General features: G+C 56.8%; 39 protein-coding genes and 1 pseudogene. 35 read left to right on the top strand and 5 right to left on the bottom strand.

The genetic code is table 11. The annotated features are described in order from the left end of the window. From BM019_RS29990 to BM019_RS29975, 5 genes are all read right to left on the bottom strand, one after another. Positions 1-478 (bottom strand): DUF7666 domain-containing protein (locus BM019_RS29990; protein ID WP_204840183.1); only part of this gene is annotated, 478 nt, incomplete at its 3' end. Positions 479-598: 120 nt separating this feature from the next. Continuing rightward, a complete protein-coding gene (locus BM019_RS30910; protein ID WP_175510771.1) occupies positions 599-742 on the bottom strand; it encodes a hypothetical protein in 144 nt (47 codons plus the stop codon). A 266-nt stretch (positions 743-1,008) separates the two neighbouring features. After that, a complete protein-coding gene (locus BM019_RS29985; RefSeq protein ID WP_092422677.1) occupies positions 1,009-1,224 on the bottom strand; it encodes a hypothetical protein in 216 nt (71 codons plus the stop codon). A 531-nt stretch (positions 1,225-1,755) separates the two neighbouring features. Continuing rightward, positions 1,756-2,280 carry a hypothetical protein gene (locus tag BM019_RS29980; RefSeq protein WP_092422674.1) on the bottom strand — a complete coding sequence of 175 codons (525 nt, stop codon included), beginning with the start codon at positions 2,278-2,280 and terminating at the stop codon, positions 1,756-1,758. 11 nt (positions 2,281-2,291) lie between these two features. After that, on the bottom strand, positions 2,292-3,101 hold the full coding sequence (locus BM019_RS29975; protein ID WP_092422671.1) for a S24 family peptidase: 810 nt from the start codon (positions 3,099-3,101) through the stop codon (positions 2,292-2,294). 117 nt (positions 3,102-3,218) lie between these two features. Between BM019_RS29975 and BM019_RS29970 the strand changes: the two genes are divergently transcribed. The 35 genes and pseudogenes from BM019_RS29970 to BM019_RS30895 form a co-directional block, all read left to right on the top strand. Continuing rightward, a complete protein-coding gene (locus BM019_RS29970; RefSeq protein ID WP_092422668.1) occupies positions 3,219-3,416 on the top strand; it encodes a Cro/CI family transcriptional regulator in 198 nt (65 codons plus the stop codon). A 29-nt stretch (positions 3,417-3,445) separates the two neighbouring features. After that, positions 3,446-3,643 carry a hypothetical protein gene (locus tag BM019_RS29965; protein WP_092422665.1) on the top strand — a complete coding sequence of 66 codons (198 nt, stop codon included), beginning with the start codon at positions 3,446-3,448 and terminating at the stop codon, positions 3,641-3,643. Positions 3,644-3,672: 29 nt separating this feature from the next. Then, a complete protein-coding gene (locus BM019_RS29960; RefSeq protein WP_092422662.1) occupies positions 3,673-3,870 on the top strand; it encodes a hypothetical protein in 198 nt (65 codons plus the stop codon). 75 nt (positions 3,871-3,945) lie between these two features. After that, complete coding sequence (locus tag BM019_RS29955; protein ID WP_092422659.1) at positions 3,946-4,803, top strand: replication protein; 858 nt, start codon at positions 3,946-3,948, stop codon at positions 4,801-4,803. Continuing rightward, positions 4,793-5,599: an ATP-binding protein gene (locus tag BM019_RS29950; protein WP_092422656.1), complete on the top strand. Its 807-nt coding sequence runs from the start codon at positions 4,793-4,795 to the stop codon at positions 5,597-5,599. Before BM019_RS29955 ends, BM019_RS29950 begins: the two co-directional genes overlap by 11 nt. Next, a complete protein-coding gene (locus BM019_RS29945) occupies positions 5,599-5,877 on the top strand; it encodes a phiTE_015 family protein (protein ID WP_092422653.1) in 279 nt (92 codons plus the stop codon). The genes BM019_RS29950 and BM019_RS29945 overlap by 1 nt, the downstream gene beginning before the upstream one ends. Further along, positions 5,874-6,029 carry a hypothetical protein gene (locus BM019_RS30905; RefSeq protein WP_175510769.1) on the top strand — a complete coding sequence of 52 codons (156 nt, stop codon included), beginning with the start codon at positions 5,874-5,876 and terminating at the stop codon, positions 6,027-6,029. The genes BM019_RS29945 and BM019_RS30905 overlap by 4 nt, the downstream gene beginning before the upstream one ends. Next, a complete protein-coding gene (locus tag BM019_RS29940) occupies positions 6,026-6,526 on the top strand; it encodes an MreC domain-containing protein (protein WP_092422650.1) in 501 nt (166 codons plus the stop codon). Before BM019_RS30905 ends, BM019_RS29940 begins: the two co-directional genes overlap by 4 nt. Beyond that, on the top strand, positions 6,523-6,699 hold the full coding sequence (locus tag BM019_RS30900) for a hypothetical protein (protein WP_175510767.1): 177 nt from the start codon (positions 6,523-6,525) through the stop codon (positions 6,697-6,699). Before BM019_RS29940 ends, BM019_RS30900 begins: the two co-directional genes overlap by 4 nt. Beyond that, complete coding sequence (locus BM019_RS29935; protein ID WP_092422647.1) at positions 6,696-7,166, top strand: NinB/YbcN family protein; 471 nt, start codon at positions 6,696-6,698, stop codon at positions 7,164-7,166. The genes BM019_RS30900 and BM019_RS29935 overlap by 4 nt, the downstream gene beginning before the upstream one ends. After that, positions 7,163-7,489, top strand: coding sequence for a hypothetical protein (locus BM019_RS29930; RefSeq protein ID WP_092422644.1), 327 nt, complete (start codon positions 7,163-7,165; stop codon positions 7,487-7,489). Before BM019_RS29935 ends, BM019_RS29930 begins: the two co-directional genes overlap by 4 nt. Beyond that, on the top strand, positions 7,483-8,124 hold the full coding sequence (locus tag BM019_RS29925; protein WP_092422641.1) for a recombination protein NinG: 642 nt from the start codon (positions 7,483-7,485) through the stop codon (positions 8,122-8,124). Before BM019_RS29930 ends, BM019_RS29925 begins: the two co-directional genes overlap by 7 nt. Further along, positions 8,121-8,792: a hypothetical protein gene (locus BM019_RS29920; RefSeq protein ID WP_092422638.1), complete on the top strand. Its 672-nt coding sequence runs from the start codon at positions 8,121-8,123 to the stop codon at positions 8,790-8,792. The genes BM019_RS29925 and BM019_RS29920 overlap by 4 nt, the downstream gene beginning before the upstream one ends. 245 nt (positions 8,793-9,037) lie before the next feature. After that, positions 9,038-9,289, top strand: a complete 252-nt coding sequence (locus tag BM019_RS29915) for a phage holin family protein (protein ID WP_092422635.1) — start codon at positions 9,038-9,040, stop codon at positions 9,287-9,289. Then, complete coding sequence (locus tag BM019_RS29910) at positions 9,286-9,798, top strand: glycoside hydrolase family protein (protein WP_092422683.1); 513 nt, start codon at positions 9,286-9,288, stop codon at positions 9,796-9,798. The genes BM019_RS29915 and BM019_RS29910 overlap by 4 nt, the downstream gene beginning before the upstream one ends. Continuing rightward, complete coding sequence (locus tag BM019_RS29905) at positions 9,795-10,037, top strand: hypothetical protein (protein WP_092422632.1); 243 nt, start codon at positions 9,795-9,797, stop codon at positions 10,035-10,037. Before BM019_RS29910 ends, BM019_RS29905 begins: the two co-directional genes overlap by 4 nt. Further along, on the top strand, positions 10,034-10,375 hold the full coding sequence (locus BM019_RS29900) for a lysis system i-spanin subunit Rz (RefSeq protein ID WP_092422630.1): 342 nt from the start codon (positions 10,034-10,036) through the stop codon (positions 10,373-10,375). The genes BM019_RS29905 and BM019_RS29900 overlap by 4 nt, the downstream gene beginning before the upstream one ends. Before the next feature lie 98 nt (positions 10,376-10,473). Next, complete coding sequence (locus BM019_RS29895; protein ID WP_092422627.1) at positions 10,474-10,653, top strand: hypothetical protein; 180 nt, start codon at positions 10,474-10,476, stop codon at positions 10,651-10,653. A 3-nt stretch (positions 10,654-10,656) separates the two neighbouring features. Next, on the top strand, positions 10,657-11,280 hold the full coding sequence (locus BM019_RS29890; protein WP_204840182.1) for a terminase small subunit: 624 nt from the start codon (positions 10,657-10,659) through the stop codon (positions 11,278-11,280). Continuing rightward, positions 11,277-12,626: a terminase large subunit domain-containing protein gene (locus tag BM019_RS29885; protein WP_092422624.1), complete on the top strand. Its 1,350-nt coding sequence runs from the start codon at positions 11,277-11,279 to the stop codon at positions 12,624-12,626. Before BM019_RS29890 ends, BM019_RS29885 begins: the two co-directional genes overlap by 4 nt. 3 nt (positions 12,627-12,629) lie before the next feature. Then, positions 12,630-14,714 (top strand): portal protein, encoded by a 2,085-nt coding sequence (locus BM019_RS29880; protein ID WP_092422621.1) that lies wholly within the window; start codon positions 12,630-12,632, stop codon positions 14,712-14,714. Positions 14,715-14,760: 46 nt separating this feature from the next. Then, entirely contained in the window at positions 14,761-15,678 is a 918-nt protein-coding gene (locus BM019_RS29875; protein WP_092422618.1) for a hypothetical protein, read from the top strand. 165 nt (positions 15,679-15,843) lie between these two features. Next, positions 15,844-17,115 (top strand): P22 phage major capsid protein family protein, encoded by a 1,272-nt coding sequence (locus BM019_RS29870; RefSeq protein WP_092422615.1) that lies wholly within the window; start codon positions 15,844-15,846, stop codon positions 17,113-17,115. Positions 17,116-17,176: 61 nt separating this feature from the next. Next, the gene (locus tag BM019_RS29865; RefSeq protein WP_092422612.1) at positions 17,177-17,773 is read left to right on the top strand and encodes a hypothetical protein; all 597 of its coding nucleotides are present in this window, start codon (positions 17,177-17,179) and stop codon (positions 17,771-17,773) included. Between the two features lie 70 nt (positions 17,774-17,843). Continuing rightward, positions 17,844-18,128: a hypothetical protein gene (locus BM019_RS30680; RefSeq protein ID WP_139217402.1), complete on the top strand. Its 285-nt coding sequence runs from the start codon at positions 17,844-17,846 to the stop codon at positions 18,126-18,128. Positions 18,129-18,130: 2 nt separating this feature from the next. Continuing rightward, positions 18,131-18,613 carry a packaged DNA stabilization gp4 family protein gene (locus BM019_RS29860; protein ID WP_092422609.1) on the top strand — a complete coding sequence of 161 codons (483 nt, stop codon included), beginning with the start codon at positions 18,131-18,133 and terminating at the stop codon, positions 18,611-18,613. Positions 18,614-18,622: 9 nt separating this feature from the next. Beyond that, a complete protein-coding gene (locus BM019_RS29855) occupies positions 18,623-19,093 on the top strand; it encodes a hypothetical protein (protein ID WP_092422606.1) in 471 nt (156 codons plus the stop codon). 15 nt (positions 19,094-19,108) lie between these two features. Further along, a complete protein-coding gene (locus BM019_RS30675) occupies positions 19,109-19,405 on the top strand; it encodes a hypothetical protein (protein WP_139217401.1) in 297 nt (98 codons plus the stop codon). A gap of 2 nt (positions 19,406-19,407) precedes the next feature. Next, entirely contained in the window at positions 19,408-20,808 is a 1,401-nt protein-coding gene (locus BM019_RS29850) for a packaged DNA stabilization protein (protein WP_092422603.1), read from the top strand. Continuing rightward, the gene (locus BM019_RS29845; RefSeq protein WP_092422600.1) at positions 20,801-22,363 is read left to right on the top strand and encodes a hypothetical protein; all 1,563 of its coding nucleotides are present in this window, start codon (positions 20,801-20,803) and stop codon (positions 22,361-22,363) included. Before BM019_RS29850 ends, BM019_RS29845 begins: the two co-directional genes overlap by 8 nt. A gap of 419 nt (positions 22,364-22,782) precedes the next feature. Beyond that, the gene (locus tag BM019_RS30670) at positions 22,783-23,343 is read left to right on the top strand and encodes a 2OG-Fe(II) oxygenase (protein ID WP_175510765.1); all 561 of its coding nucleotides are present in this window, start codon (positions 22,783-22,785) and stop codon (positions 23,341-23,343) included. Between the two features lie 7 nt (positions 23,344-23,350). Then, a complete protein-coding gene (locus BM019_RS29830; protein WP_092422591.1) occupies positions 23,351-23,791 on the top strand; it encodes a GNAT family N-acetyltransferase in 441 nt (146 codons plus the stop codon). Beyond that, on the top strand, positions 23,791-24,420 hold the full coding sequence (locus BM019_RS29825) for a hypothetical protein (protein WP_092422588.1): 630 nt from the start codon (positions 23,791-23,793) through the stop codon (positions 24,418-24,420). The genes BM019_RS29830 and BM019_RS29825 overlap by 1 nt, the downstream gene beginning before the upstream one ends. Position 24,421: 1 nt before the next feature. Further along, positions 24,422-25,648: a hypothetical protein gene (locus BM019_RS29820; protein ID WP_092422585.1), complete on the top strand. Its 1,227-nt coding sequence runs from the start codon at positions 24,422-24,424 to the stop codon at positions 25,646-25,648. Then, a pseudogene (locus tag BM019_RS30895) lies at positions 25,648-26,216 on the top strand (hypothetical protein); the annotation flags it as partial. The gene BM019_RS29820 and the pseudogene BM019_RS30895, both read left to right, overlap by 1 nt.

Here is a 26,216-nt window from a genome sequence, read left to right as displayed (position 1 = left end):
AGCGGTCGCCCCCGGTCAGGGTCGAGTCGTCGCCCCCGGTCAGGGTCGAGCGGTCGCCCCCGGTCAGGGTCGAGCGGTCGCCCCCGGTCAGGGTGACGCCGATGACGGCCACGCTTGCCGCACGCAGCTCGTTAGCCAGCAGATATTCCGTGGCGCTGTGCTTGTCGCCGATATGGCGGATGGTGCAAGAGGGGAATTTGACCTTGCCGCCCAGGGCGACGATGTCAGCCAAAACGACTTCAACCACCAGCCATTTCGCCTCCTTATCGCCGATGCTATCGCTGGCGCCCGAATCACCCTGGCCGAACAGCCAGCCATGCAGGCCGTGGCCGCATTCGTCGTCTTTACGCCAGTCCGGCGCGGTAACAACAGCACCCACTTCGTTTGGCCATTGAAAGCGGCCATGACTTGTCAGATCGGCACGGCAGGTGCGCAGGACCAACGCCGTTTCTGGCGCATTGAGCTTCTTGGTTTTCATGAGGATTCCTTGTCGGGTGGGTTCGAGGCGGGGGAGACGAAAGCCCCGTTGGACGTCGGGGCTTTCGGTGTAGCTCTACGATGCAGTGATCTCAGAGTCAGGTTTTTTTGGCGGGATCGTTCAGCGCCAGAACGCGGCGACCCCGGATGTCAGTCGAGGCTTTTCCCGAATGCAGGCTGGTGGATCGGTTGGCAGGCCGGCAGAGAGAGGCGGTTCTGGCCGCACATGACTGAGCGCTGCGCCGATCAGGATGATCTGGAGCATGGTGCTCTCCGGTTGGGTTGGTGATGCAGGTGGGCGGTTATAGGCCGCAGTTTCGTCCGCATCGGGGTGTGATCTGCGAGCTTACTCAAGGCCCTAGATTTTTCAGCACCTGCCATTTCAGGGTTGCGCCCCTACTTCCATCACTGGACAGCTCGCTTCGCGTCTTATCGCGGTCATGGTGAGTCAGATCACACCCCGATGCGCTCTCATAGAGAGGATCGGGAATATAAAGCTCAAGCTAAGGGGCTTGAGATGAGCTGGTTTTGTTAGAGCGGCCATTGGCAGGCGTAATTCACGCCATCGTAAGCATCACACTGTTCACGAATATCTTTTGGAAGGTCCTGGGCTTCGCATGTGCCTTGTGCAACGTCGAACTCTTTTTTAGTAGCGTGCTGAATGCACCAGCGGTAACCGCCATGCGCCGAACGACCTACATATCGATTGCCTTTTGGGCCATCGCTTTCGTGTTTGGTAACGATCATCTCGCCTTGCTCCGTTGTGCGTCCGATTTTCCGGATGACCCTGTCTCCAAGGTCATCGAGGAAATCTGTGCCGCCGTGACCCGCTACTGGCGGCCGTCATCGGCTTGAATCGAACTACCGAGAAATCCTCGGTAGTTGCTATGTCGTGTTGGCCGCTGCGACGGCATGCCGGGCGCAGCAGCTAAATTCTCTAAATCTCAACAGACCAGCGAGCCGACGTGTCGGGCAAGGGAGCCTGCTGTGTTGCTTACCGTTCACCCGGGCTTATGGCCACTGTCAGGGAAAGAACTCTGGCGCCGGGTGACTCGTCTTCACGTTGTTAAAGAGCGGCGGGTCTCTTGAGGCCCTTCGCAGTGGTTGTGTCTCTGCGATGGGGTAAAAGTAGCACTGCTGTTATTGGTTGGTCAACAGCACTGCTGTTATTTTTCTTGCGCGCACAAAAAATCCCGCGCAAGGCGGGATTTAGCGATAGGCCTGGGTCATTCCCACATACAAGTCAGCTAAGGGCTGCGATCCTTTTAGAGCTCAATATTACGTATAGACGTGTGCAGACTGTTGCTTCTTCGCTCTCAAGAGCTCGGAAAGCTTCTTTCTGCACTCTTTGGCTTGGCTTGGATATCTGCCGGTCAGGACTCGACAAGCGGCCATGAGCAGCATTCTCTCAATCCAGAGCAGTAGTGAGATAGCTGGAATGCTCCATGCGTTAGAGGCCTCCCCCACTGAACCTGTAGCTGCACTCCAAATAACACCTACCAAAATTCCTATTTGGACAATAAATACCAGCCAATCAAGAGCCGTCTGAAGCAAGCCGAATAGATCTGATAATCGATTGCTTAGTCGGTCATTGCTGTAGCGATCAGCCATAAATAGCAGGGCTCGATCAACATTCGCATGATCTTCCAGATCTTCAACGGCTACGCCTAGCTGTATGGAAATAGCTTGCAGTTCGGCCACGATGACTCTTTTTTTAATCCATACGCCTATGATCAGCGATGCCATGATAAGCAGGCAGGAGGCAAGCACTGCTCCGATGATATGCGTAATTGCAATCCACATGGGTGAAGCTCCTATAGGTCGCCCCCGCGCCAGATGACTCGGCCAAGGATACGGTGCTCATGGATTTCGCCGTCTGGAAGCTCCAGGTCTGCGTTATTTATCTTGTCCGGATTGTCGCTGCGAATGATCCATCCACCAAAGTCTGACTTGACTAGGCGCTTCACGATCGTGCCTTTAGCAACGCTTTCAAGGACAAAAATCTGCCCATCCCTTGGTTCGATCTTCGACTCGTCCACTAGGAGAACGTCACGGTCACTGATCGTTGGCCACATGCTATTGCCGTCGGCATAGATGACCTTCAGATTTTTTGGATTTGCGCCTTTGAGGCGTAGCCAGTCACGCTTGAAAGCGAGAGTGCTACGGATCTCGACATGTGGGTTGTCGTGACCGCCACCAGCTGCTGCATATGCCGTGTACTGAGGGATGAACGAATAGCGGTCATCCATCGTTTCCTGGATGTCTTCTCCTGCCGGCAGGGGGCTGTTGGCCGGTTCTGCAGCATGGTTGGTTTTCGCATGGTCCGTGACGGCACGCCTTATCCCAGCAGCCAACGTCGGGCTTACCTCGTAGGGTTCAAAGTCTAGAGCTTCAGAAAGCCTAACCAGAGCCTCAAGGTTCAGAGCAACTTTTCCGGTCATGAACTGACTGACTGTACTTTGAGCTGACTTCCACTCGCACCTCTCGCCGACCTCGGCTTGATTAAGCGTGGGGACGTCTCCTCGAGCTTTGGATTCTTTAACTCTGGCCTTGTAAATTTCTGCAAGCCGCCTTGCATCGGCAAGCTGCTCGCTGCTTAGCGGGGTTCGAATAGGTTTCTTCATGCGCGTGATTTAGTAGCACCGCTGATTTTAAAGCAAACAGCACTGCTACTCTTTGTCTTGAGTTGTGCGAAGTAGCAGTGCTAATATCAAATCAAATTCCACATGAGACTACCTCCAATGAAGACCGTAACCCTTGAGGAGTACCTGTCCGGGCATGGAACCCAGAGCGAACTCGCCAAGGCTCTCGGTATCCAGCAGAGCGCGGTATCTCAGATGTATCGCTCTAAGCGTGACATTCGAATCACGATCCACGATGACGGCAGCGTTCAGGCTAGCGAGACTCGGCCAATTCCTGCGCGCAAATCAGCTGCTTAACCCTTTCGAACAACCAAGGAGCCTCACCAATGGCATATGACCCGAACCAGTCCAGCTACAAGCACGAAAACGAGACCAAGGTCCGTCTGGACGACGAGTACGAGGCTGCGCTTGTCAGCCTGGCCAAGATCCACAGAACCAGGAAAGCAGTACTGGCCCGTGAGGCTCTTGAATCATGGATCGACGGGATGAGGGAAGAGCTTAAGCGAAGCAGCCGTGTGGCCTGAAGTCCCTCTTGAGTCCCTCTGGAGGCCCTATGAGCAGCAACCAAGAAGAAATGACCATTGGCGAATTGGTCGATGGCGATGATTTGGAGTTTTTGAGGGGGCTGGCGGCGGAGAGGCAAGTAACTGTTCCGCAGCTCATCAAGGAAGGGATTCAGCAAGTCATTGCAACAAGAACAAGACCTAAGCCGATGAGGGGAACGATTCAAGCGTTCCGCAGGAAAGACTGAAACACCGAATTCCAGGCACAAAAAAGCCGACGGTCAAGGTCGGCTCTTTCTACAGCAAGTTCAACGAGAAGAATCATGACAAACATCTTCCAAATTGACAAGTCCAGGGGGTTCACCCGTATGGACAACACACTGATGGAGGCTCTCGCAACGGTAGATCTACCGGCGCGGGAGCTTCGCGTTTTGATGGCTATCGCACGGCAGACAATTGGATACCAGCAGGAGACTCGGCGCCTCTCTGCTGATGACCTGGGCAAGCTTACCAACATGCGCCGAGATGTAACCTCAAAGGCGATCAGCCATTTGCTTGGGCGCAGGATCATCTATCGGGTAGGTGGAAGCCGTGGAGACATCGGTATTTCCCCTATCTCCGAATGGGCCTTTTACGAGGAAAAATCAGACAATCTCACTGAGACCAAATCGTCTCACTCAGCCCAAATCGTCTCACTGAGAAATGAAGCGAGTGAGACCAAAACGGCAACTTCCCTTCTTTATACAAAGAAAGAAAAACCCCCTATAACTCTTCCTTCGGAAGAGATTATTACCCCCCACACTGAATCGACCCCTGCCAAGTCTGAGCGGAAAGCACCGTTCGGGAAATCGCAGATGCTTGCCGACAACCCGCACCAGGTCTCCGAAACCCTGATCGATGATTACCTGGCTGTTCGCCGGGCCAAGAAGGCGCCGATGACCGCCCGGGTATGGTCCGGCCTCAACGCGAAGCTGGAGCAGTGCAAGGCCTTTGGCGTCCTGCCAAACCACGCGCTGACCATCGCTGTCGACAACGGCTGGCAGGGGTTTGAGGTCGAGTGGATCACCAGGCGCGCAGCCGCCCCATCCAAGCCGGTCACTCAGTCTCGCCACCACGGCTTTTCTGATCGTGATTACACATCGGGCTTGATCGAGCGGGAGGATGGTTCCTATGCGTTCTGAGATCGCCGTATCCGTCGATGATCAAGGCATGGGCGAGCGCATCCAGCCTGCCGAGTGCGAAACCCATGGGCCTTTCCAGCAGAAGGTCATGCTCATGCTGGGGCGCGAGTTCAAGATCGGTTGCCCGGAATGTTCCAGGATTCGAGCCGAAGAGGAAGAGATCAGGAAGCAGGCCCAGGAATCGGCACTTGCACGCATGCGAATGGCTGAAAAGCTCGGTGCAGCACTAATTCCCAAGCGCTTCTCATCCAAAACATTCGATAACTACGTCGCCGAAAGCGCGGCGCAGGCGAAAGCGCTGGAAAAGTGCCGGGCCTATGCCGATGCATTCCACGATCACTTCCAAGCTGGCCGCTGCATGTTGCTGCTCGGCAAGCCTGGAACCGGGAAAACCCATCTGGCCGTGGCCATAGCGAACGAAATCATGGCCACTAGCTCAGCCGCGGCTGTTTACCGGACCATTGGGACAATCCTGCAGGACATCCGGTCCACGTACGACCGAGCGTGCGAGCGGTCGGAGTCGGGCATTTTCGCCGCGCTCATTGAGCCTTCGCTGCTGATCCTTGATGAAATCGGCGCCTCGAAGGATAAGCCGAGCGATTTCGAGCTATCGACCCTGTTCGCCATCATCAATGGCCGGTACGAGGAGCAGTTGCCAACCATCATTGTTTCCAACCTGGGCGCCCAGGAACTACCGGCGGCAATCGGCGAGCGCTGCGCGGATCGCCTGCGCGAAGGCGGCGTGATTGTTCTGCCGTTCACCTGGGAATCACAACGCGGCAAGGAGAGTTTCTGATGGACACCAACAAGATGCGCGAGCAGTTCGAACAGGCAGTTGTCGAGTTGTACAAGAACAGTGATCTGCATAAAAAGCCAGATGGCACCTATCGTAACGATGCAATACAGGCGGCCTGGTGGGGATGGAAAGCCTACCGCGAGACCCTGGTGGTGGAGCTGCCAGCAGAGCGCAAGATTCGCCATTTGCCCAGAATCGACGAAAACCAGAGTTACAACGAAGCACTTGAAAACTGCCGCGAAGCAATCGAGGCCCAGGGCCTGAAGGTGAAGCCATGAGTAACCACCAGTTCTACCTGATCCTTTCGCTGCTTTTCTTCATCGCTGCCAATGGGGTGGTCTCAGATGGCGCCGCGATGATTGGCTATGTATTCGGGATTCTTTCCGCTGGGGCTGCCGTGCTCTGGTCCTACTTGGAGCGCCGGCCATGACCGACTACACCGAACTGAAGCGGCTGGCTGAGGCTGCAAATCATCCAGGATGCAGTTGGAGCGCCGATTACAGGCTTGCAACCAGTCCTGCCGCAGTCCTGGCCCTAATCGCCGAGAACGAGCAACTAAAGCATGACGTCGCCGCAGGGAGCGCACGCGAGTGGGATTTACGCTCTCAGGTACGGTCGGCCAAGGAGTCTCGCGCCCGTGTCGTCCAGTCGAACAAGGCCGCAAGGGAAGAGCGCGCCCAGCTCAAGGCTGAACTCTCCGGCCTGCGCACTGGCTTCGAAGCGCAGAACCAGGTGAATGCTGCGCTCAAGGCCGAGAACGAGGCGTTGCTGACCGCACTGAAGGGCATGACCGCCATGTATGGCTACTGTTGGGACTTGGTGGATGGTGGATTGTTCTGCATGCAGCAAAACGTCCAGCGCTTCGAAGACGCGCACGAGGCAGCACAGAGAGTGGTCGCCGCCCTGGGCAAGGGAGAGCAGCCATGACTGAACACGCCGAAGACTTAATCATCGCTGTCCGCGCCAGTGAAGCGCCCCCTCGCGAGCCTATCTGCAAGGACTGCGACGAAGATTGCGAAGAAATCCAAGACCATCTGGGCTGCTGGCTGTACGACATGGGCCAAGGCCGATGCCTGTATGTGACAGGAGACAAGCCATGACCGACAAGATCAGCGTCAACAGCGCAACCAAGCTCTCCGAGGCCATCAACGCCCTGACAGCCATGTACCGGGACAAGAAGTTCGTGGTCGTCTCCCTGCGCCCAGGGAAGGACCGCACGCTCGATCAGAACGCCCTGTGGTTCGCCCTGTACCAGCGAATCGCCCAGATGACCCAGATCGGCGACGTGGAGGACGCCCGTAAGTACTGCAAGCTGCACTTTGGCGTGCCGATCATGCGCAGCGCCGACGTCGACTTTCGCCACGGCTGGAACCGGATGTTCTTGCACCTGGACTACGAGACAAAGCTGGAACTGATGGGGCCATGTTCGATCTTCGGGCCCGACGGCTTCCCGGTGACTCGCCTATTCAATCGCGCCCAGGGCATCGCCTACACGGACCAGATCGTGGCCGAGTTCAGCGCCAAGGGCGTGGTGTTCGTTGACTTGCTGAGTGAGGCGGCAGCATGAGCGCCTACAGCGAAGAAATCCAAAAGTGGATTAAGCGCAGCAATCGTAAAGGCGCGAAGCTCATCCGTACCGATGCAGGCAAGCACCACATCGTCTACTTCGACAAGGGGAAAGCTCGTGTAGGGGTTGTCGAGGACGGTATGTACTGCCGGTACGGTATTTTTTGTCGTGGCGCGATGTACAGCACTGACCCCATGAGCCTTTGGCAGTCCTGCCCAGGGTCTTGCACGCAGGAAGACGTGCAGATCATGACCGACTACCTGAACGGAACCTCTACGCTGCCTGACTTCGACTTTGGGTCGATCAAGGAGATGAAGTGGTGATCTCCGCCAGACAGCCCCGTCCGAAGCCCTGCAAAAACCCCGATTGCGCGGAATCATTCGTGCCTCAGCGCCTTGGGCAGGCCGTATGCAGTCCGAAGTGCGGCCTGGCCATCAAGGACGTGAACCAGGCCAAGGCCCGGAAGTCCCTGGCCCAGGTCGAGCGCCGGGAGATCAAGGTCAGGAAAGAGGCCCTGAAGAGTCGCGCCGACCACCTCAAGGATGCCGAGAAGGCCCTGCGCGATTATCGCCGCACCTACGAGCTGAGCATCGGCAGTGGGTGCATGAGCTGCGGCCTGAGCCAAGAAGAGATCATCGCCGCCCAGGGCTGGAAGACTGGCGGGGCATTCGATGCGGGGCACTTCCTCGGCAAGGGCGCTAGGCCAGAGTTAAGGCTGGTGCCGACCAATATCTGGCTTCAATGCAAAGCCTGTAACTCTGGCTCCTACATGCACGCCCGCAAGGGCTACACCGTTTCCCAGGGCTTCCGGGGCGGGTTGATCGCCCGTATTGGCCTCGAGGCAGTCGAGGCGCTCGAAGCCGACCATGAGCCGCGCAAGTACACCGTGGAAGAACTCAAGGCAATAACCGTCGAATACCGGGCCAAGACCCGAGAACTCAAGAGGGCTGCAGCATGAGACTTATTAATGCAAGACAGGCATGGCACGACGCGCTCCATGAAAGCCGCAGCTCGGTAATGGCCGTGGCCGCCGAGCAGGCTCGCCTGGGCAAGAAGTCCGGAGCCGGCGAGGAAAGGGTGGTGGTCATGCTTGAGAACGAGCATGGCCAAGAAACTGCCAAGTCATACGCTGTACGGAGCGCAGGAGTGCACGAGACCAGGCCAGGCAGAAGGCTGACTGAATCACGCTGTGCCCACATGCTCATTGCTGGGCTGATCATGCGAGCGATCGATACTCTGCCAAAGTCGATCCGGCATCTTGGCCATTTCCTCTACTCGCCAATGGCCACCGGCAACGATCTTTCCATTGCACACGGCCTGGCGTGGCTTGGGTCTGGTCTTGATACGCTGCCTGAGCGAAAGCGTGAGCGCGCCTACTGGATGGCTCTCGCCGCCCTTCAATCCCATAAGCGCATGGTTCAGGGGCGGCCGGAAATGGGTCCCGGTGAAGTATGCATGTTCGTCGAGGACCGGACGGGCACATCCATGGATCCCCACAACTGGGTTCGCGACTGGGCTGGTATATGGAGCACCCTTGCAAGCCACATCGACAAGCTCGATGCAAAGGCCTTGAGGCCAGTGGCGGTAGTGGTCGCCGAGATGTGCGAAGAGGAGAATGCCGCTTGACGTTTTGAGTAGTGTTTGGCATTATTTTGCCACATTGCGGTTTTACCGCTCAAGACAAGCCCGGCCATTGAGTCGGGCTTTTTTATGCAGATGAATGCGCAGGCTGATGCGCTAGGGATTCGTACTCCCGAGCCTAATGCCGGCGATCAGCACCGGCCATCTGCACCCATTCCAAGCCCTGGCATTCGCCGGGGCTTTTTCGTTTCTGGAGGCCCACCATGGCAGCCTCAAGTAGGAGTCCAAGCATGGCCAACCCGACGCCTGAGAGCATCGTAGAGGTGGTGGGTGTTTCAGTGGCCAATAAGGGGATGCTCGCTGGCGGCGCTGCTGGTCTTGTCGGCTGGTTATCCCAGATCAATTGGATCGGCATCGCCGGTGTGGCCGTGGCCGTGCTGGGCCTCGTCATCAGCACTTACTTCCAGATCCGCCGCGACCGCCGTGAGCACGCCGAGAGCGTGGAGCGCATCAAGGCCCTGCGCGAGCAGTGCCGGCCGTGAGCACCCGCCAGCGCATCGCCGTGGGCATGCTGACCTTGAGCATGGCTGGCTTCGGCGCCTGGAAGGCTAGCGAGGGGTTTACCGACCACGCCGTGATCCCCACTCAGGGCGACGTGCCGACCCTTGGCCATGGCTCGACTCGGTGGGAAGACGGCACCGCGGTCAAGATGACCGACACCATTACCCGGGCCCGGGCCGAGGTCCTGGCCCGCAACCTGAACAGTCAGGCCGAGAAGCAGTTCGCCGCCAGCCTGCCGGGCGTCAAGCTCCACCAAGAAGAGTTCGACCTGTACATGGACTTCGTGGGCCAGTACGGCATCGGCACCTGGCGCCAGTCCTCAATGCGCAGCGACCTGCTGGCCGGTAACTACGCCCAGGCCTGTCACGACTTGCTCAAGTACAAATTCGCCGCCGGCTTCGACTGCTCAACCCCGGGCAACAAGCGGTGCTGGGGCGTGTGGACTCGACAGCTTGAGCGCCACGAAAAGTGCATTGAGGCCCAGCGATGAATACTCAGTACTCCGCTGTTGAGCTGCGTTCCCAGCAATGCAAAGGGCGCCAAGCCCGCGTGATCTGGGCTACCGGTAAGCAGGGCGGCTGGAACTACCAAGGCAACGAAGGCGAGGTGCACACCGTCGGCAGCCTGCTGGTGGTGCTCCATAGCCTGACCGGTGCACCAGTGGCGGTCCTGCGCGATGAGCGGGATCTTTCCGACTACTGTGCCAAGCGCTTCGGGGTACGCCCATGACTCGCTACCTGCTCGCAGGTCTTGCCATGGCGCTGATTGTGGCGCTTTGGCGTCTTGACCACGTCAGCACCAGCCTGAGCACCGCGTCGAAGCGTGTAGGTGATCTGGAGAGCCAAGCACTGGCATACGAACACTCTCTCGCTGTTCGCGACTCCATCGACGCTCAATACCAAGAGGCTCTGAGCAATGCCGAGACCAAAAAGGCTCAGCTTGTTGCTGATTTGCGCAATGGCGTTAAGCGCGTGTACGTCCGTGCCGCCTGCCCCCAATTGCCAGATACCAAGTCCCCCGGCAGCTCTCATGCAGCCGCCCCCGAACTTGAACCTTTTTTTTTTTAATGTTATGCCGACCTCCGAGAAGCCAACGACAAGGTAATGGCTCAGGTTGCAGAGCTTCAGAACTACATCGTTAAGGCTTGCCTGAAGAAGAGCTGAATATGCAGACCTACAAGATCGAAACCAATGAAGGCTCTCACTACCTGGAAGCTGAAAGCGTCGATCGCCGAGAAGACGGCTGCGCGCATTTCCTCGCTGCTGATGGCAGCGATATCGCCGTCTACCCACTGCGCAACATCGCATTCAGCGTTGTAGACGCGCCCGCAGCTGAAGCGGAGTAATACGTGGGGACGTTGACAGCAAAGCAGCGACGCTTTGTTGATGAATACCTGATCGACCTGAACGCCACTCAGGCGGCGATCCGCGCTGGATTCAGCCCTAAGACTGCCCGGCAAGCTGGGAATCGACTGTTGTCAAATGTTGACATACAGGCCGCTATCGCAAAAAGGATGGATGCGCGGGCCGGCAGAGTGGGAATCACCCAGGATATGGTCCTGCGCGAACTCGCCAAGATCGGATTCAGCGACATCCGCAAGGTCGTTCGCTGGGGCGAGACGATGGTTCGAATGGTCGACGGTGAGGAAGAGTGTGCAGAGGATATGGTGCCGTACCACGGCCTGGCATTGATCGACTCCACCGAGATCGACGACGAGACCGCTGGAGCCATTGCTGAGGTCTCCCAAGGAAAGGAAGGGCTGAAGGTTAAGCTGCATGACAAGAAGGGCGCTTTGGTTGACATCGGCCGTCACCTTGGCATGTTCACTGCGCCAGGTAATGCTGAACTCGACGCAGAGATAAAGCGTCTAGAGATCGAGAAGCGCAAGGCAGAGATAAAGCTGATCGAGAAGGGTGGCGGCAATTCGAACGCCCAGCTGCTGGCTGATCTGATTGCCAAGTTGCCGTCATGAACACCGGCAACCTGATGCTCGATCGCCAGCTGGCACGCTGGTATCCACTGAAAGACCATCCGGTTCAACTGGCTCTTGTATCTGCCGTTCTCCGCGGCGTCCGGTTCCCGCTCGTTCCGGCCGGTCGACGTAGCGGCAAGACCGAGCGATTCAAACGGTTCTTGGTGAAGCAAGCCACTGCTTATGCGGGCATGTACTTCGCCGCGGCCCCGACTCACGCACAAGCCAAGAAGATCTTTTGGGATGACCTCAAGGCTTTCTCACTGTCTTGCATGCATAGCCGACGGCCTTCTGAGTCGGACTTGATCATCTACCTGGACAACGGAAGCGAGATTAACGTTATCGGGCTCGACAAGCCGCAGCGCATCGAAGGTGTTCCTTGGACTGGCGGCGGCATTGATGAGTTTGCCGACATCAAGCCCGACGCATGGGAGGCGAACATCCTTCCCGCGCTGAACACCGTGAATCCAACGATGCCGGACTATCGCGCCTGGTGCTGGCTTCTCGGCGTTCCTGATGGCCTGAACCACTACTACGACCTGTGCATGCAGGCAGAGACAGGGCAAGACCCGAACTTCGAGGTCTTTCATTGGAAGTCAGCAGAGATTCTGCCGCCCGATGTCATTGAAGACATGAAGCGCGCGATGTCCGCCAAGCAGTTCAAGCAAGAGTTTGAGGCGTCGTTCGAGACGGCATCCGGCCGGATCTACGAGGACTACAGCAAAGCCAACCACACCACTGCGACCATCGAGCCGCATGAGCAGTTGATGTGGATGCATGACCAGAACTTCACCCCGCTGTCATCGGCCATTGGCGTTCGCCGCAACAGCGGGAAGGATCTGTACCTGCTGGATGAGATCGTATTGATCAGTGCTGTATCGAAACAATCCGCCATCGAGTTCGTGGACAAGTTCAAGAACCACCAGAACAAGAACGTGATCATCTACGGCGATCCAGCTGGGCAGGCTGGTGAGAAGCACGGGCACGCATCTGACTACACCGACATCGAGGCCGTATTACGCGCCAATGGCTGGACCTTCCAGCGCAAGGTGAAGGCCGCGCACCCAGCGATCAAGGACAGGCAGAACGCTGTCCGGGCCAAGATCGCTACGGCCGACGGGGTGATCAGCCTCTACGTCAATCCAGCGACCGCCAAGTATTGCGACAAGGGTTTGTCAACGGTTCAGCTCCAGAAGGGATCGACCTTCCAGGAAGACCAGACGAACCAATACCAGCACATCACCACCGCTATCGGCTACTGCGTCGATGTTGAATGGCCGATCCTCTTCAAGAAAGAAGTTTCGGTCACACCTATCGCGACCATGAATCACTTCAACAGGAAATAGGCAATGTCGCTATCCAAAGAAGAAAGGCTGCGTGGCATCCACGCGGAAGCGCTTGCTGAGTTCGACAATATCCAGTCGGCGCTCCGCGATGAGCGCCGCCAGTGCCTGCAAGACCGGCGCTTCTACTCGATCGCCGGCGCTCAGTGGGAAGGCCCGCTCAATGACCAGTTCGAGAACAAGCCAAAGTTCGAAGTGAACAAGGTCCACCTCTCAGTCATCAGGATCATCAACGAATACCGGAACAACCGAATCACGGTTGACTTCATCAGCAAGGACGGCGCTGAAGACGATAAGTTGGCTGATACCTGTGATGGCCTGTACCGGGCAGATGAACAGGACAGCTGCGCCGAAGAGGCATACGACAATGCCTTTGAGGAGGCAGTCGGTGGCGGCTTTGGTGCATGGCGCCTGCGCTGCGAGTACGAAGACGACGAGGACCCCGAGGACGAGCGCCAACGCATCCGCATTGAGCCAATCTTTGACGCTGATAGCTCGGTGTTCTTCGACCTGAATGCCAAACGCCAGGACAAATCGGACGCCAAGCGCTGCTATGTGCTAACAGCTATGTCCCCTGGCGCATACAAGGAAGAGTGGGGCGACGACCCGGCATCCTGGCCAAAGATCGTGCATCAGTCTGAGTTCGATTGGTGCACCCCTGATGTGGTGTTCATTGCTGAATACTATGTCGTTGAGCTGCTGAAAGAGACGGCCTACATCTGGCGCGATCTTGATGGCGAAGAGAAGGTTTACAAGGACTCTGACTTCAAGGATGACGAAGACCTTCGCGAGCGCCTGATTGCTATAGGCAGCAGAGAGATTCGCCAGAAGAAGATCAAGTGCAAGAAGATCCGCAAGTACATCATGTCGGGCGGGAAGGTGCTTGAGGACTGCGGCTATCTCCCAGGCAAGTGCATCCCAATCGTTCCCATGTACGGGAAGCGCTGGTTTGTCGATAACGTTGAGCGCTGCATGGGGCATGTGCGCCTGGCCAAGGATGCTCAGCGGCTGAAAAATATGCAGCTGAGCAAGCTTGGCGAAATCAGTGCCTTGAGCTCAATTGAGAAGCCGATATTCACACCGGAGCAGATGGCCGGCCATCAGGTGATGTGGGCTGAAGACAACATCAAGAACTTTCCATATTTGCTTGTGAGCCCGATCACGGATGCAGCGGGCCAGCAGGTAGCATCCGGCCCTATTGGGTACACCAAGGCGCCTGAGATCCCCGCGGCGATGGCTGCACTACTCCAGATCACCGAGACGGATATGCAAGACCTTCTCGGGAACCAGCAGGCCGGTGAACAGCTCCAGCCAAACATGTCTGGCAAAGCCGTTGAGCTGATCCAGAACCGCCTGGACATGCAGACCTTCATCTACATGAGCAACATGGCTAAGGCCGTCAAGCGCTCTGGTGAAATCTGGCTGAGCATGGCCAAGGATGTATTGGTGGAGGAAGGTCGCAAGATGAAGACCGTCTCTTATGACGGCACTACTGGGTCTGTTGAGATCCTGCGACCAGTCACCGGCGCCCAAGGCTTCGAGATAGAGAACGACCTGTCCAACGCCAGCTTCGACGTGGCGGTCGATGTAGGCCCATCCTCGAGCAGCAAGCGCGCCGCCACCGTTCGCGCACTGACAGGGATGATGACCATCACCACCGACCCGGAGACGCTTCAGGTTCTGAGCGCCATGGTCATGATGAACATGGAGGGCGAAGGCATCGAGGACGTTCGCGGATTCTTCCGCAAGAAGCTGGTCAGCATGGGCGTTGTTAAGCCGACCGAAGAAGAGGCCAAGGAGCTTGCTGAAGCCCAGGCCAACGCCAAGCCAGACGCCAACACCATCTACTTGCAGGCGGCAGCGCAAGAGGCTGAGGCCAACGCCGTCAAGGCGCGCGCCACCACCATCAAGACCCTGGCCGACGCTGATAAGTCCAAGGCCGAAACCATCAAGACCATCACCGAGACTGACCAGATTGAGCAGCAGCAGGCTCTGGAGGTAATCGAAAGATTCCAGCAGGGCCTGCCCCCTGCGCCTGATGTAACAGTGATTGCTACTGACGCAACTCCCCCAGCGCCCCCAGCGCTTTAACCGGCATCCGGGCTGCCATTGAATGCTCGAGCAAATGGAGAGAAACATGAATCAATTTGTACATTGCAGGCTTGGTCATTTCCTGATGAGCACGACGGACGGTGAAGGGAGCGACCTCGGCAGCGTCAACGCTCTGGAAGAAGAACAAGAGGAAGAAGAGCCTGAGGAGCAGGAAGAGCAGGAAGACCTGGAAGAAAAGGTGGAGGATGACGATAGCGAAGTCGTTGTAACCATCGCCGGCGAGAAGGTTCAGGAAGAGCAGGACGAAGGCTCAGCCCCGGCATGGGTCAAAGAGCTGCGCAAGAGCCACCGCGAGGCACAGAGAGAGCTGCGCGAGCTGCGCGCAAAGGTCAATGCACCAGATTCTGACAAGTCTGCTCCAACGCTGGGCAAGAAGCCTTCCATGGACGATGCCGACATCGATTACGACGCCGAGAAGTTCGAAGCGCGCCTGACCGAATGGCACGAACGTAAGCGCGAGATCGATCAAGCGCAGGAGAATGCCCGCAAGCAGGAGCAGAAGCAGAAGGAGGAGTGGCAGCAGCGCCTTGGCGAGTACTCCACTGCCAAGTCAGGCCTGAAGGTCAAGGACTTCGATGACGCTGAAGAGCAGGTGCGCAACTCGCTGAACGTCACCCAGCAAGGGATCATCATTCAGGGCGCAGAAAACCCGGCGCTGGTTGTCTACGCCCTGGGCAAGAACCCGAAGAAGGCCGCAGAGCTTGCCGCCATCAACGACCATGTGAAATTCGCCTTCGCCATCGCGAAGCTGGAGACGCAATTGAAAGTTCAAAGCCGCAAGCCAGCACCGCCACCCGAGAAGACCGTGACCGGGACCGGGAAAGTATCCGGGTCTGTCGATTCAACGCTGGAGCGCCTACGGGCCGAGGCAGAGAAGACTGGAGACATGACGAAGGTGAATGCCTATCGTCGTCAGCAACGAGAAAAGGCGCGTAACAGCTGACTATGTGATCAGTCAATAGCGCTGTATACTTGCACAGGTAGTACAAATGGTTTCGCCAGCCACAACTAGGCAGAGCTGCACGAAAGGCCGCCATCCAGCCCTTTAAGTGGATGAGTTAAAGCGGGGCATTTGCCCGGTAATTTCTCATTCATAAAGGGTTTCAACATGAGTAACTCATTCTCTAAAGAAGAGCGCGTAGCGTTCGAGGATATGCTCGAAGGCTTCGAGGATGCATTGGTTCTGTCCCGGAACGTTTCCACGTTCAGCAACGACATGACAATGATGGAGCGTACCAACGACGTCATCTGGCGCCCAATGCCGTACATCGCTCAGTCGTTCGACGGCATGGACCAGACCGCCAACTTCGGCGACAGCACCCAGCTTTCCGTGCCGGCCCGCATCGGCTTCAGCAAGTCGTCCCCATGGCAGATGGATGCCAAGCAGCTGCGTGATGCACTGCAAGAAGGGCGTCTCGGCAAGGCGGCCTACCAGAAGCTCGCCAGTGACATCAACGTGGCCGTGATGAACGTTGCTGCCCTGCAAGGCACTCTGGTTGTGAAGCGCACCACCGCAGCCTCCGGCTTCGATGATGTGGCCCAGGCCGAAGCGATCATGAACGAGCAGGGCATTTCCGGCTTCGACCGCTACCTGGCGCTGTCGACCCGCGACTACAACGGCATGGCCAGCAACCTGTCTACCGCCTCTCGTTCGTTCGGCAATCGCAAATCCGATACCGCATACGAAAAGGCATTCGTAGGCGAGGTTGCGAGCTTCGATACCTACAAGCTGGATTACGCGAACCGTCTTCCTGCTGCGGCAGGTGGCGGCGGCCTGACCATCAGCACCCTGGTGGGCGCCAACAACTGGTGGGTGCCGAAGGCTACTTCGGTTGCAGCTACCGGCGAGACCAGCAACGTCGACAACCGCTATCAAACCGTGACCATCTCCAGCACCACCAACGTGGCCGCTGGCGATGCGTTCACGATTGCCGGCGTGAATGCTGTGCAGCACATCACCAAGGGCGACACCGGCCAGCTGAAGACCTTCCGGGTCATTTCGGTTGACTCCGCCACCACCATGACTATCAGCCCGCCGATCATCTCGAACCAAGGTGGCTCGGACGCTGAGGCGCAGTACCAGAACGTCGTTGTGACCCCATCGGCTACCGCTGCGATTGTGTTCCTTAACACCGTCTCGGCCTATGCCAACCCCTTCTGGCACCGCGATGCCTTCGAGATCCTGCCGGGCCGCTATGCAGTCCCAAGCGATGCCGGTACCGCGGTTATGCGCGCGTCCACCGAGCAGGGTATCGAGCTGGTGATGCAGAAGTGGTACGACATCAACACGATGAAGATCAAATATCGTGTCGACACTCTGTTCGGCGTGGTCTGCGCCCAGCCAGAAATGGCCGGCCTGATGCTGTTCAGCCAGACCTAACAGCAAGAATTAAGGGGCTTCGGCCCCTTCGTTCTGTCCAAAAAATCAGAGGATTCAGATCATGTCGCAACTCATCTACACCCAAGGCACTGCGACCTTCACGGTGCCGGCAAACGAAAGTGTCGCGGTATTCACCGTCGGCGAGGCCAACGTATTTCAAAACGTGGGCTTCCCAAACTTCCCATCCGCCAAAGACCTGCTGGGTACCGTGGTCAACACCCAAACTGTGTTCGGCCCGTTTACCACTGCGGCCAGTATCACCATCGAGGCCAGTGCTGCTGAGGTCCAGTATGAGGTAGGTACCGCGCCTACTGTTCTGTCTCGTCTGGCGAGTCAAGTTCAGGCGGCTCCCGTTGCATTGAATGCGACTGGCGCCATTACCGCGGCCGCCATTCTCGGCGGAATCGTCACTTCGACCACAGCGGCAGCCGTGGCTGGCACTGTTCCGACCGGCGCAGTCATGGACGCGGCTACCGAAATGGCGATCAACGATTCCGTTGACTGGTCTGTCATCAACACCGGCGGCAATACCTTCACCGTAACCGCGGCCACCGGCCATACCCTGGTGGGTGTCGCAGCAGTGGTCACCGTGACATCCGGGCTCTTCCGTACTCGCAAGACTGCGGCGGATACCTTCGTAACCTATCGGCTGTCCTAAGCCGGATGGATGGGCCGGTACGCCGGCCTGTCCGAGCGAAAGAATCAAGTGCTGCCCAGGAGGAATATCGGTGAGCTTTCCAACCATCGTTTACAGGTGTCCAGGTGCTCATCATTGCACCGGAGGAACGTATGACTACATTGGCGCAGCAGATGAAGAAGCTCTGTCGAGTCTCCGCGCCGCCGGGTGGTTTATGACTCTTCCTGAGGCCATGGCTGGAGAAGATATTCATTCCAAGCCGTCGCGCTCCGAGCTGGAAGAGAAGGCTTCAGAGCTCGCGATTAAGTTCGATGGGCGCACATCTGATCGGCGTCTAGCCGAATTGATCGAAGCCTCGATCGGCCAGGAGTCGTAATCATGGGCTGGACGAAGCGGCAATACATTGAGCAGGCATTCTCTGCTATCGGGATGGCCGGATACGTCTTTGATCTTGAGCCTCAGCAGCTTCAGATGGCGTTGACACGTCTTGACTCGATGATGGCCGCATGGAATGCGAAGGGTATTCGCGTCGGGTATCCAGCCCCCAGCAGCCCTCAGAACAGCAACATCGATGAAGAGACGGGAGTCCCTGACGCAGCAAACGAGGCGATCTATTACGGTCTGGGGATTCGCATTGCTCCAGACTTTGGCAAGACGGTAGCCCCCGAGGTTAAGTTCTTCGCGAAAACCGCCTATGACACGCTGCTGGCATTGGCGTCGACCCCGATCGAGAAACAATTCCCTGGGACTCTTCCAGCCGGCGCCGGGAACAAGCCATGGCGCAACAATGATAGCCCCTTCCTTAATCCGCCTTGCGACCCGCTTCTTGCTGGTCCTGACAGCGTTATCGAATTCGACTGAGGCCAAGCCATGACGTCAATCAACAAGCTCACCCGGGTCGACACGGTAAATGCTGGCGATGTCGTCCCTATCTACATCCAGAATCAAGGTGACGCACGTGGCGCCGCATTGTCGGTGCTTCTCGCATACATGCAGGGGAGTCTTGACTTCCCAAGCACTGGAATCCCTGAGTTCGTCACGCAATATGCCGCCCCATCAGCGACAGGCTTTAGCGTTTCGATCACCACCGGGGCGTCGAATATTCATCTGATCTTGACGCCGACAGGCACTTTCGCTGCCGGGACGCTTGTTCTCCCACTGGCCAGCACCTGCGTCGACAAGCAAGAAGTTCTGGTCAATTGCACTCAGATCGTTACCGCCCTGACGGTTAGCGCCAATGGTGCAACGGCCGTGACGGGAGCGCCTACCACTTTGGCCGCAAACGCATTCTTCCGCCTGAAATTCGATCTACCTACCGGCACTTGGTATCGCGTCGGCTAACTGAGGCATTAGACAATGATTAATCGTGCATTCAATCCGCATCGTGGCGCGAACCAAGTCACTACCCCCGCCGCGGCATCGGCATCTATTTCAATCGATCCTGTGGCGAAATCGGTTCGACTGGTGAATAGCGGGGCGAACATCTGTCATGTACGCGTCGGGACCGGCGCCCAAACGGCAACAACCGCAGATCTGCCAGTGCTTCCGCTTTCCTCGGTGATCATCACCAAGGGTGACGGCGAGGATACCCTGGCACATATCTCCGCTGCCGGCACCACTCTTCATGTACAGACTGGCGAAGGCGGCATTTAACCATGCAAATCCCTATCCTTGACGGGATCTATACCGATGAAGAGGCGGATTTCCGCAGTTCGTATCCGGTGAACCTGATCCCTGTTCCTAAGGAAAATGGGATATCTAAAGGATACCTTCGCCCTGCTGACGGGATCATCCAGTCCGGATCTGGGCCTGGCATAGATAGGGGCGGCATCAATTGGAAGGGTGCCTATTATCGGGTAATGGGATCGAAGCTGGTATCAATCGATCAAGCCGGGACCGTGACCGTCCTGGGCGATGTTGGTGGCACCAACCAGGTAAGGTTTGATTATTCTTTTGACCGCCTGGCGATCGCTTCCAACAACAAGCTTTACTACCTGATCGGTACCTCTCTAACCCAGGTCACGGACCCAGATTTGGGTGCAGTAATCGATGTCGTGTGGATTGACGGGTACTTCATGACTACTGACGGAATATCCCTCGTGGTCACCGAGTTGAACGACCCGGCCGCAGTGGACCCGCTGAAGTACGGAAGCTCCGAGGCTGATCCTGACCCTATCCTTGGGTTGCTCAAGATTCAGAACGAAGTGTATGCAATGAATCGGTACACGATTGAGGTCTTCGACAATATTGGGGGTGACCTCTTCCCGTTCCAGCGCATTGAAGGCGCGCAAATCCAGAAGGGGATCATTGGCACCCATGCCGCATGCATCTTGGTTGATGCTGTGGCATTCCTTGGCAGCGGGAAGAATGAGGCGCCCGGGGTTTACCTGGGGGCGAATAGCGTTGCGACCAAGATTTCCACTCGCGAAGTGGACCAGATTCTTCTTGGTTACTCTGAGGCCCAGCTTTCCCAGAGTGTTCTTGAGACGAGAGTCGACAAGGGACACCAGCACCTTCTTGTACACCTTCCTGACCGGACCCTTGTCTATGACGTAGCAGGGTCGTCAGCGGTGCAACAGCCGCTATGGTTCTACTTGACCAGTGCTGTCGATGGGTTCTCTACCTACCGCGCCAGGAATCTGGTCTGGGTCTTTGACCGCTGGAACTGCGCCGATCCCACGAGCAGTATGCTTGGGTACCTCACGACCGAGTTGTCGTCTCATTATGGTGATCTGGTGCGCTGGGAGTTCGGCACAACCATTGTCTATAACGAAAGCAGGGGCGCGATATTCCACGAGCTTGAGCTGGTTTGCCTCGTCGGCCGATCTGCTTTCGGCTTGGACCCAACGGTAAGCTCCTCATACTCTGTAGACGGAGAGAACTGGAGCCAGGAGAAATTCATCCGGACAGGCAAAGCTGGAGATAGAGCCAAGCGCATGGTTTGGTTTCAGCAGGGGCATATGCGCAACTGGCGCATTCAAAGGTTCAAAGGCACAAGTGATGCACGCATATCAATCGCGCGGCTAGAAGCCACCATAGAGCCTCTGAATGTCTAGTCCTAAGATAAAAATCAGTAGAGAGCAGCTTGCCGCTTTCGCGCCAAATGCTCAGGTGATACGAGCTTTTGAGCAGATGCTTCTTCAGCTGAATGTCGATATCCCCGACAGCCTTGAAGGGCTGACGATCCTCATTCAAGAGGCATATTCAGAAGCACAGTCCGGGTCGGCCAGGGCTGACCAGGCCAATAGTGCGCTTCAGAGCATTGCAGAGTCTCTGCAGATGCTAGCCGCCGCCCCCGCGGTTCAGGCGGACAATTTCCTCAAGGCTGACTATATCGATATCGACACGCTCCCGCCGGAGCCTGCGTATACCGTTGGCAGATTGTGGTGGAATCAGACGGGGACACTGAACCTTGGGATGGGTAATGGCAATATTACCCAGCAGGTGGGCGAGGAAGTCTTTATCTATGGGAAGGCATCGGCCGCCATTACTGATGGCCAGCTAGTCCGAATCACTGGCACCGTAGGTGCATCAGGAGTGGTGACGCTTGGCCCTACTACTGCTGGGATGACCGATCCCAACGATATAGTCGGAGTCGCCACCGAGAACATCGACCTCAACGCTTTTGGGCGCATCACCACAATAGGCATTGTGCGCGGTATAAATACATCTGGTGCTTCATCTGGCGAGGTATGGAGCGACGGAGACGCCCTTTGGTACAAGCCTACGGGTGGCGGCCTCATGACGAATGTCAGGCCCTCTGCGCCGAATCAGAAGACACAGGTTGCCGTTGTCATCAGCGCAGGTCCCGGCTCGTCCGGATCGCTCCAGGTGCTGGTCGAGCGCGGAAGCGCGCTTGGCGTGACGGATTCAAACGTTGAGATATCGGCTTTGGCCGACAAGAACATACTCCAATATGACTCTGGGCTTGGGTACTGGAAGAACGTATCTCAGTCAGCTGGTGGAGTTGTCGCTGCTGAGACACATGCAGCATCTACCAAGGCAACGCCAGTTGATGCGGATGAGTTCCCGCTGATAGACAGTGCGGCGTCATTTTCACTCAAGAAATGGACGTGGGCCAATATCAAAACAGCGATCGCTGCATGGCTGAATAGCGGGGCAATTCCGATTCATGTCACGACCGCCAAAGCCACTACAACGATGAGCGTTGGGAATGCCACTCCTTCCGCTTCAGGGGCTGGACTAACATTCCCGGCAACACAAAGCGCCTCGTCCGATAAGAACACGCTTGATGACTATGAGGAGGACGCATTTGTTCCAACATGGAACGGTGGATCTCTTACGGTTAATTCGTGCACGTACACCAAGATAGGCCGGCTGGTCTATGTGATGTATGACGTGACCTTTGGTGCATCTGCATCTGCCTCTGTCTCCACACTGAGCGTGCCATTTGCCCTGAGTAGTAGTTTTGGCAGTGGGGCAGTGAACTTCACTGATTATGGCGCGGCATTGTTTGTGGATATGGACTTGGGAAATGGCGCTACCACCCCTATCGCGTTTCGTGCCGCGGCGAATGGCGCTGCCCTGGCATGCAGCACACTGGCGACCAAGCGCTTCATATTCAATGTTGTCTATAACACTTCAACCTGAGGGGCTGATATGGCGGTCATAGTCAAAAATATAATCCCGAGGAAGCAGGCCGAAAACAGCCAGACGACGCAATATACCGCCTTGAATGTTAAAACTGTGATCGACAAATTCACAGTTACCAATACGAGCGCGGTAACGGTCAGCTTCAGCTGTAACCTTGTTGCCTCGGGCGATACTCCTGGGAATCATAATCTTGTGACGAAAACAAGAGGAATTGCGGCGGGCGAGGCATATACATGTCCCGAGCTTGTAGGTCAGGTTCTTGATTCGGGTGGCTATATCAGCACGCTTGCAAGCGCCGCTACTTCTCTGACTATCAGTGCGTCGGGAAGAGAAATTACATAGCCATTGATTTATAATCAAAGCAGCTGAGAAATCAGAGCGGCCAGCAGCTCACAACCCCAGTGATGGAGAGTGTGATGCTGATTGTTGATAATTTCCTACCTGAGTTCGAAGCGCTGCGCGAGTATGCGGACTGCGCTGAATTCAAAAATGTTGTAAATGACTTTGATGGCGTCACTTATCCGCTCATTTGCCGCGATATACCGCCCCAGATCGCAAAGTCTGTCCTGACTAAACTTTCGCATATCGTCGGTTCGGAAGTCCTGAATCCGACCATGTTTATGCGCCGCTCTCCTGCCGGAATTCATTGTCCGCACCAAGTCCATTCTGATCTGAGCATGGGGCACAAGAGCCTGATGCTATATCTCAATCGCGAAGAAGATTGCCGTGGCGGGACAAGCTTCTTAAGCCATAAAGACACTGGCATTGGCTACAACCCTGGCCACCCAACTTTCGTCTCATTGGTTGTGGCAAGTCAAAACGACCCAGATGCATGGGATGTTCGTGACATGGCCGAAATGCGCCCGAACCGAGCCGTGATATTCGATGCTGCGAGATTGCATCGAGCCGAACCTGTCGGCGGCTTTGGTGACACTCCAGAAAACACCCGGGTCGTTCTGACCTGCTTTTTCAGCTGAGGCAATCATGGTCCGTGACGGGAAATTAGAAGATCTTGCTGCTGTGGTTGAGATGGCTCGTGAGTTCTGGAAGCACACCATGTATGACGACCCTTTCGATGCTGATCATGTTCACTTCATGGCATCGCTAGCGCTCGATCATGGGCTTCTGGCCATCCTGGAGATTGACGGCAGCATCGAAGGTTTCGTGGCCGGCGTTTGCGGCCCGCTGCTGGGGTGTGCGGCAGTGAAAAGCGGTACCGAGATAGCTTGGTGGGTTAACCCGCGGGCCCGAAAAGGGATGAATGGAATTCGCCTCATGGACCATATCGAGGGGCAAGCACGAAGCCAGGGCATCAAGTACTGGAACATGATCGTCATGGAGTCATGCGACCCAGAAATAGGCGCGACCATCTATCAGCGTCGCGGCTATCAGAAATCTGAAACTTCATTTACGAGGATTTTGTAATGGCAGCCACTACAGCGGCCGTAGTCGGGGCAGGCGCGGCAGTGTATGGCGCCTCGAAATCTGCAAAAGCGTCAGGCAAGGCTGGAGAGGCCCAGGCCGAAGCATCAGAAGCAGGAATTGCCGAGCAACGTCGACAATTCGACGCCATCAGCAAGCTGCTTGAGCCTTATGTGACGGCTGGTACCGGTGCCCTCGGGCAGCAGCAGGCAATTCTCGGCCTGAGCGGCGCAAATGCTCAGCGAGACGCTATTTCCGGCATTGAAAATTCGCCTTATTTTCAGTCCGTTGCGAAGCAAAGCGAAAATGCCATGCTGCAAAACGCATCCGCCACTGGAGGTCTGCGTGGCGGCAACATTCAGGGTGCTTTGGCTCAATATCGGCCACAGCTTCTGAATCAGTTGGTCCAGCAGCAGTATCAGAACCTCGGCGGCATCACTGCTATAGGGCAGAACTCTGCCGCGCAGACAGGCAATGCCGGCATGCAGTCGGCAAATAACATCTCCGGGCTTCTGGCGCAGCAGGGGCAAGCACGGGCTGGCGGCATTCTCGGCCAAGCCAATGCGCAGAATCAGATGATCAACAGTTTGATCGGGATCGGCGGCGCTGCATACGGCGCAGGAGCTTTCTGACATGGCCCAACCATTCAACTACAACATCCAGCAACCTGACATCGCCGGTTCGCTTATGGGTGGTATTCAGGCCGGACAAGGGCTTGCCCAGCAGCAGAAAGCGAACGCTATGGCTGAGCAATACTCGGCCGATCTGCAGAGCTATTTGAACAACCCAACTGCCGGTGCTGCTGCGGCCATGTCTGTCAAATACCCGGCCCAAAGGGAGGCGTTCAAGCAGGCCTGGGATATCCAGAGCAAGGATCAGCAGGACTCCCAGTTCCGGGCAGGCACCCAGGTTTACAGTGCAATCCAGAGTGGCAAGCCGGATATCGCCAAAGGTATTTTGGACCAGCAGATTCAGGCCATGGAGAACTCCGGACAGGACCCAAGCAGCTTGGTTCAGATTCGGGATTCACTCGAGCGCGATCCTAAGCTGACCGGCGCCCAGATCGGATTGACCCTCTCGGCTCTGGACCCTGAGAAGTGGGGCAAGATCGCCAGCGAATTGCGCTCCGCCGAAGCCGCCCCTTCCGAATTGACAGCCTCCCAGGCCAAGGCAGCAAAGGCGGCCGTTGACGCCAAATATGCTGAGTCAAAAGCAGTTCAGGATTTGGCGAAAGGGGGCTGGGAAATCTCCAAGATGCAGAATGACATCCAGGTGTCACGTCAGAACTCTCAGATCGCGGCGCTGAACGCGAATATCGCTCGGGAAAGCAATGACTTGAAGCGCCAGGCCCTACAACAGAAGGTGCAAGACGCTCAGATGAAGCGAGACGAGACGATACGCGGGAAGGCTGCCGAGGTTGAATCGTCGCGGGCCACTATCGACAACATGCTCAATACCGCAGATAGGGTGCTGAAGACTCCTGTAGGGGTTATTGAAAGCGCTACGGGGCCAATTTCTTCTAGGCTGCCCACAGCAAGCCAGGATACGGCTGACTTCGAAGAATTGCTGACCACTCTTTCATCTCAGGCATTTATGGCTCAGATCCCGGCGCTCAAGGGAATGGGGGCGCTTTCCAATGCCGAGGGCGAAAAGCTCCAGGCGTCCCTGCAAAACTTGAGCCTTCGACAATCACCATCGCGACTTGTCGAGAACGTTCGAGAAGCGCAACGCCTGATTCTCAAAAGCCGCAGCAATTTGTCTGAGAGGTTCGGCGTGCCTGACGTCGTACCTGACACGCCATCAGCCGCCCCGGGGCCAGATGATATCGATGCTCTTCTGCAAAAGTACGGGGCTCAATAATGGCCACTCTACAGCAGTTGGAATCAGCCCTGATCAACGCCGATAAGGCCGGCGACATGGACGCAGCCCGTAAATTGGCCGCTGTTGTTTCGCGCGCAAGACAAGACCCCATGAATCAGGTTCCAGGGAATGAAATCCCGGAGACAGTGCAGCGGGCCCCTGATCAATCCCTAGGCGACGAAATTGTGGGCGCTGGTGAAACGGCTCTGGCTCTCGGCACTGGCGCCACAAGCGGCGCCCTCGGCATGATCGGGGGCACGCTTAAGGGGCTCGCTGAACAGTTGCTATCAGGGCAGTTTGGCACGCAGCAAGCGGCTGACGCTGTGGAGCAAGCCGCTACACAAGGTGCCGAGTCTTTGACATATTCGCCCCGCACAGAGGCTGGGCAAGAAATGACTCAGGCTGCCGGTGAGGCATTGGTGCCTTTAGCCGCGGTGGCCCCAATGACCGCTGAGCTTGGCGCGATTGCCCAGGGCGCTCGCGCAGCCGCACCGCTTGCCAGGGCAGCAGCAGGCAAGGTGAGTGCACCGATCACACAAGGAGCCAAGCGCATTACGGAGGCGGTGCG

This window comes from Pseudomonas sp. NFPP07 (assembly GCF_900115645.1).
GTDB lineage: Bacteria > Pseudomonadota > Gammaproteobacteria > Pseudomonadales > Pseudomonadaceae > Aquipseudomonas > Aquipseudomonas chlororaphis.
This window is presented reverse-complemented; position numbering and strand designations above follow the sequence as displayed.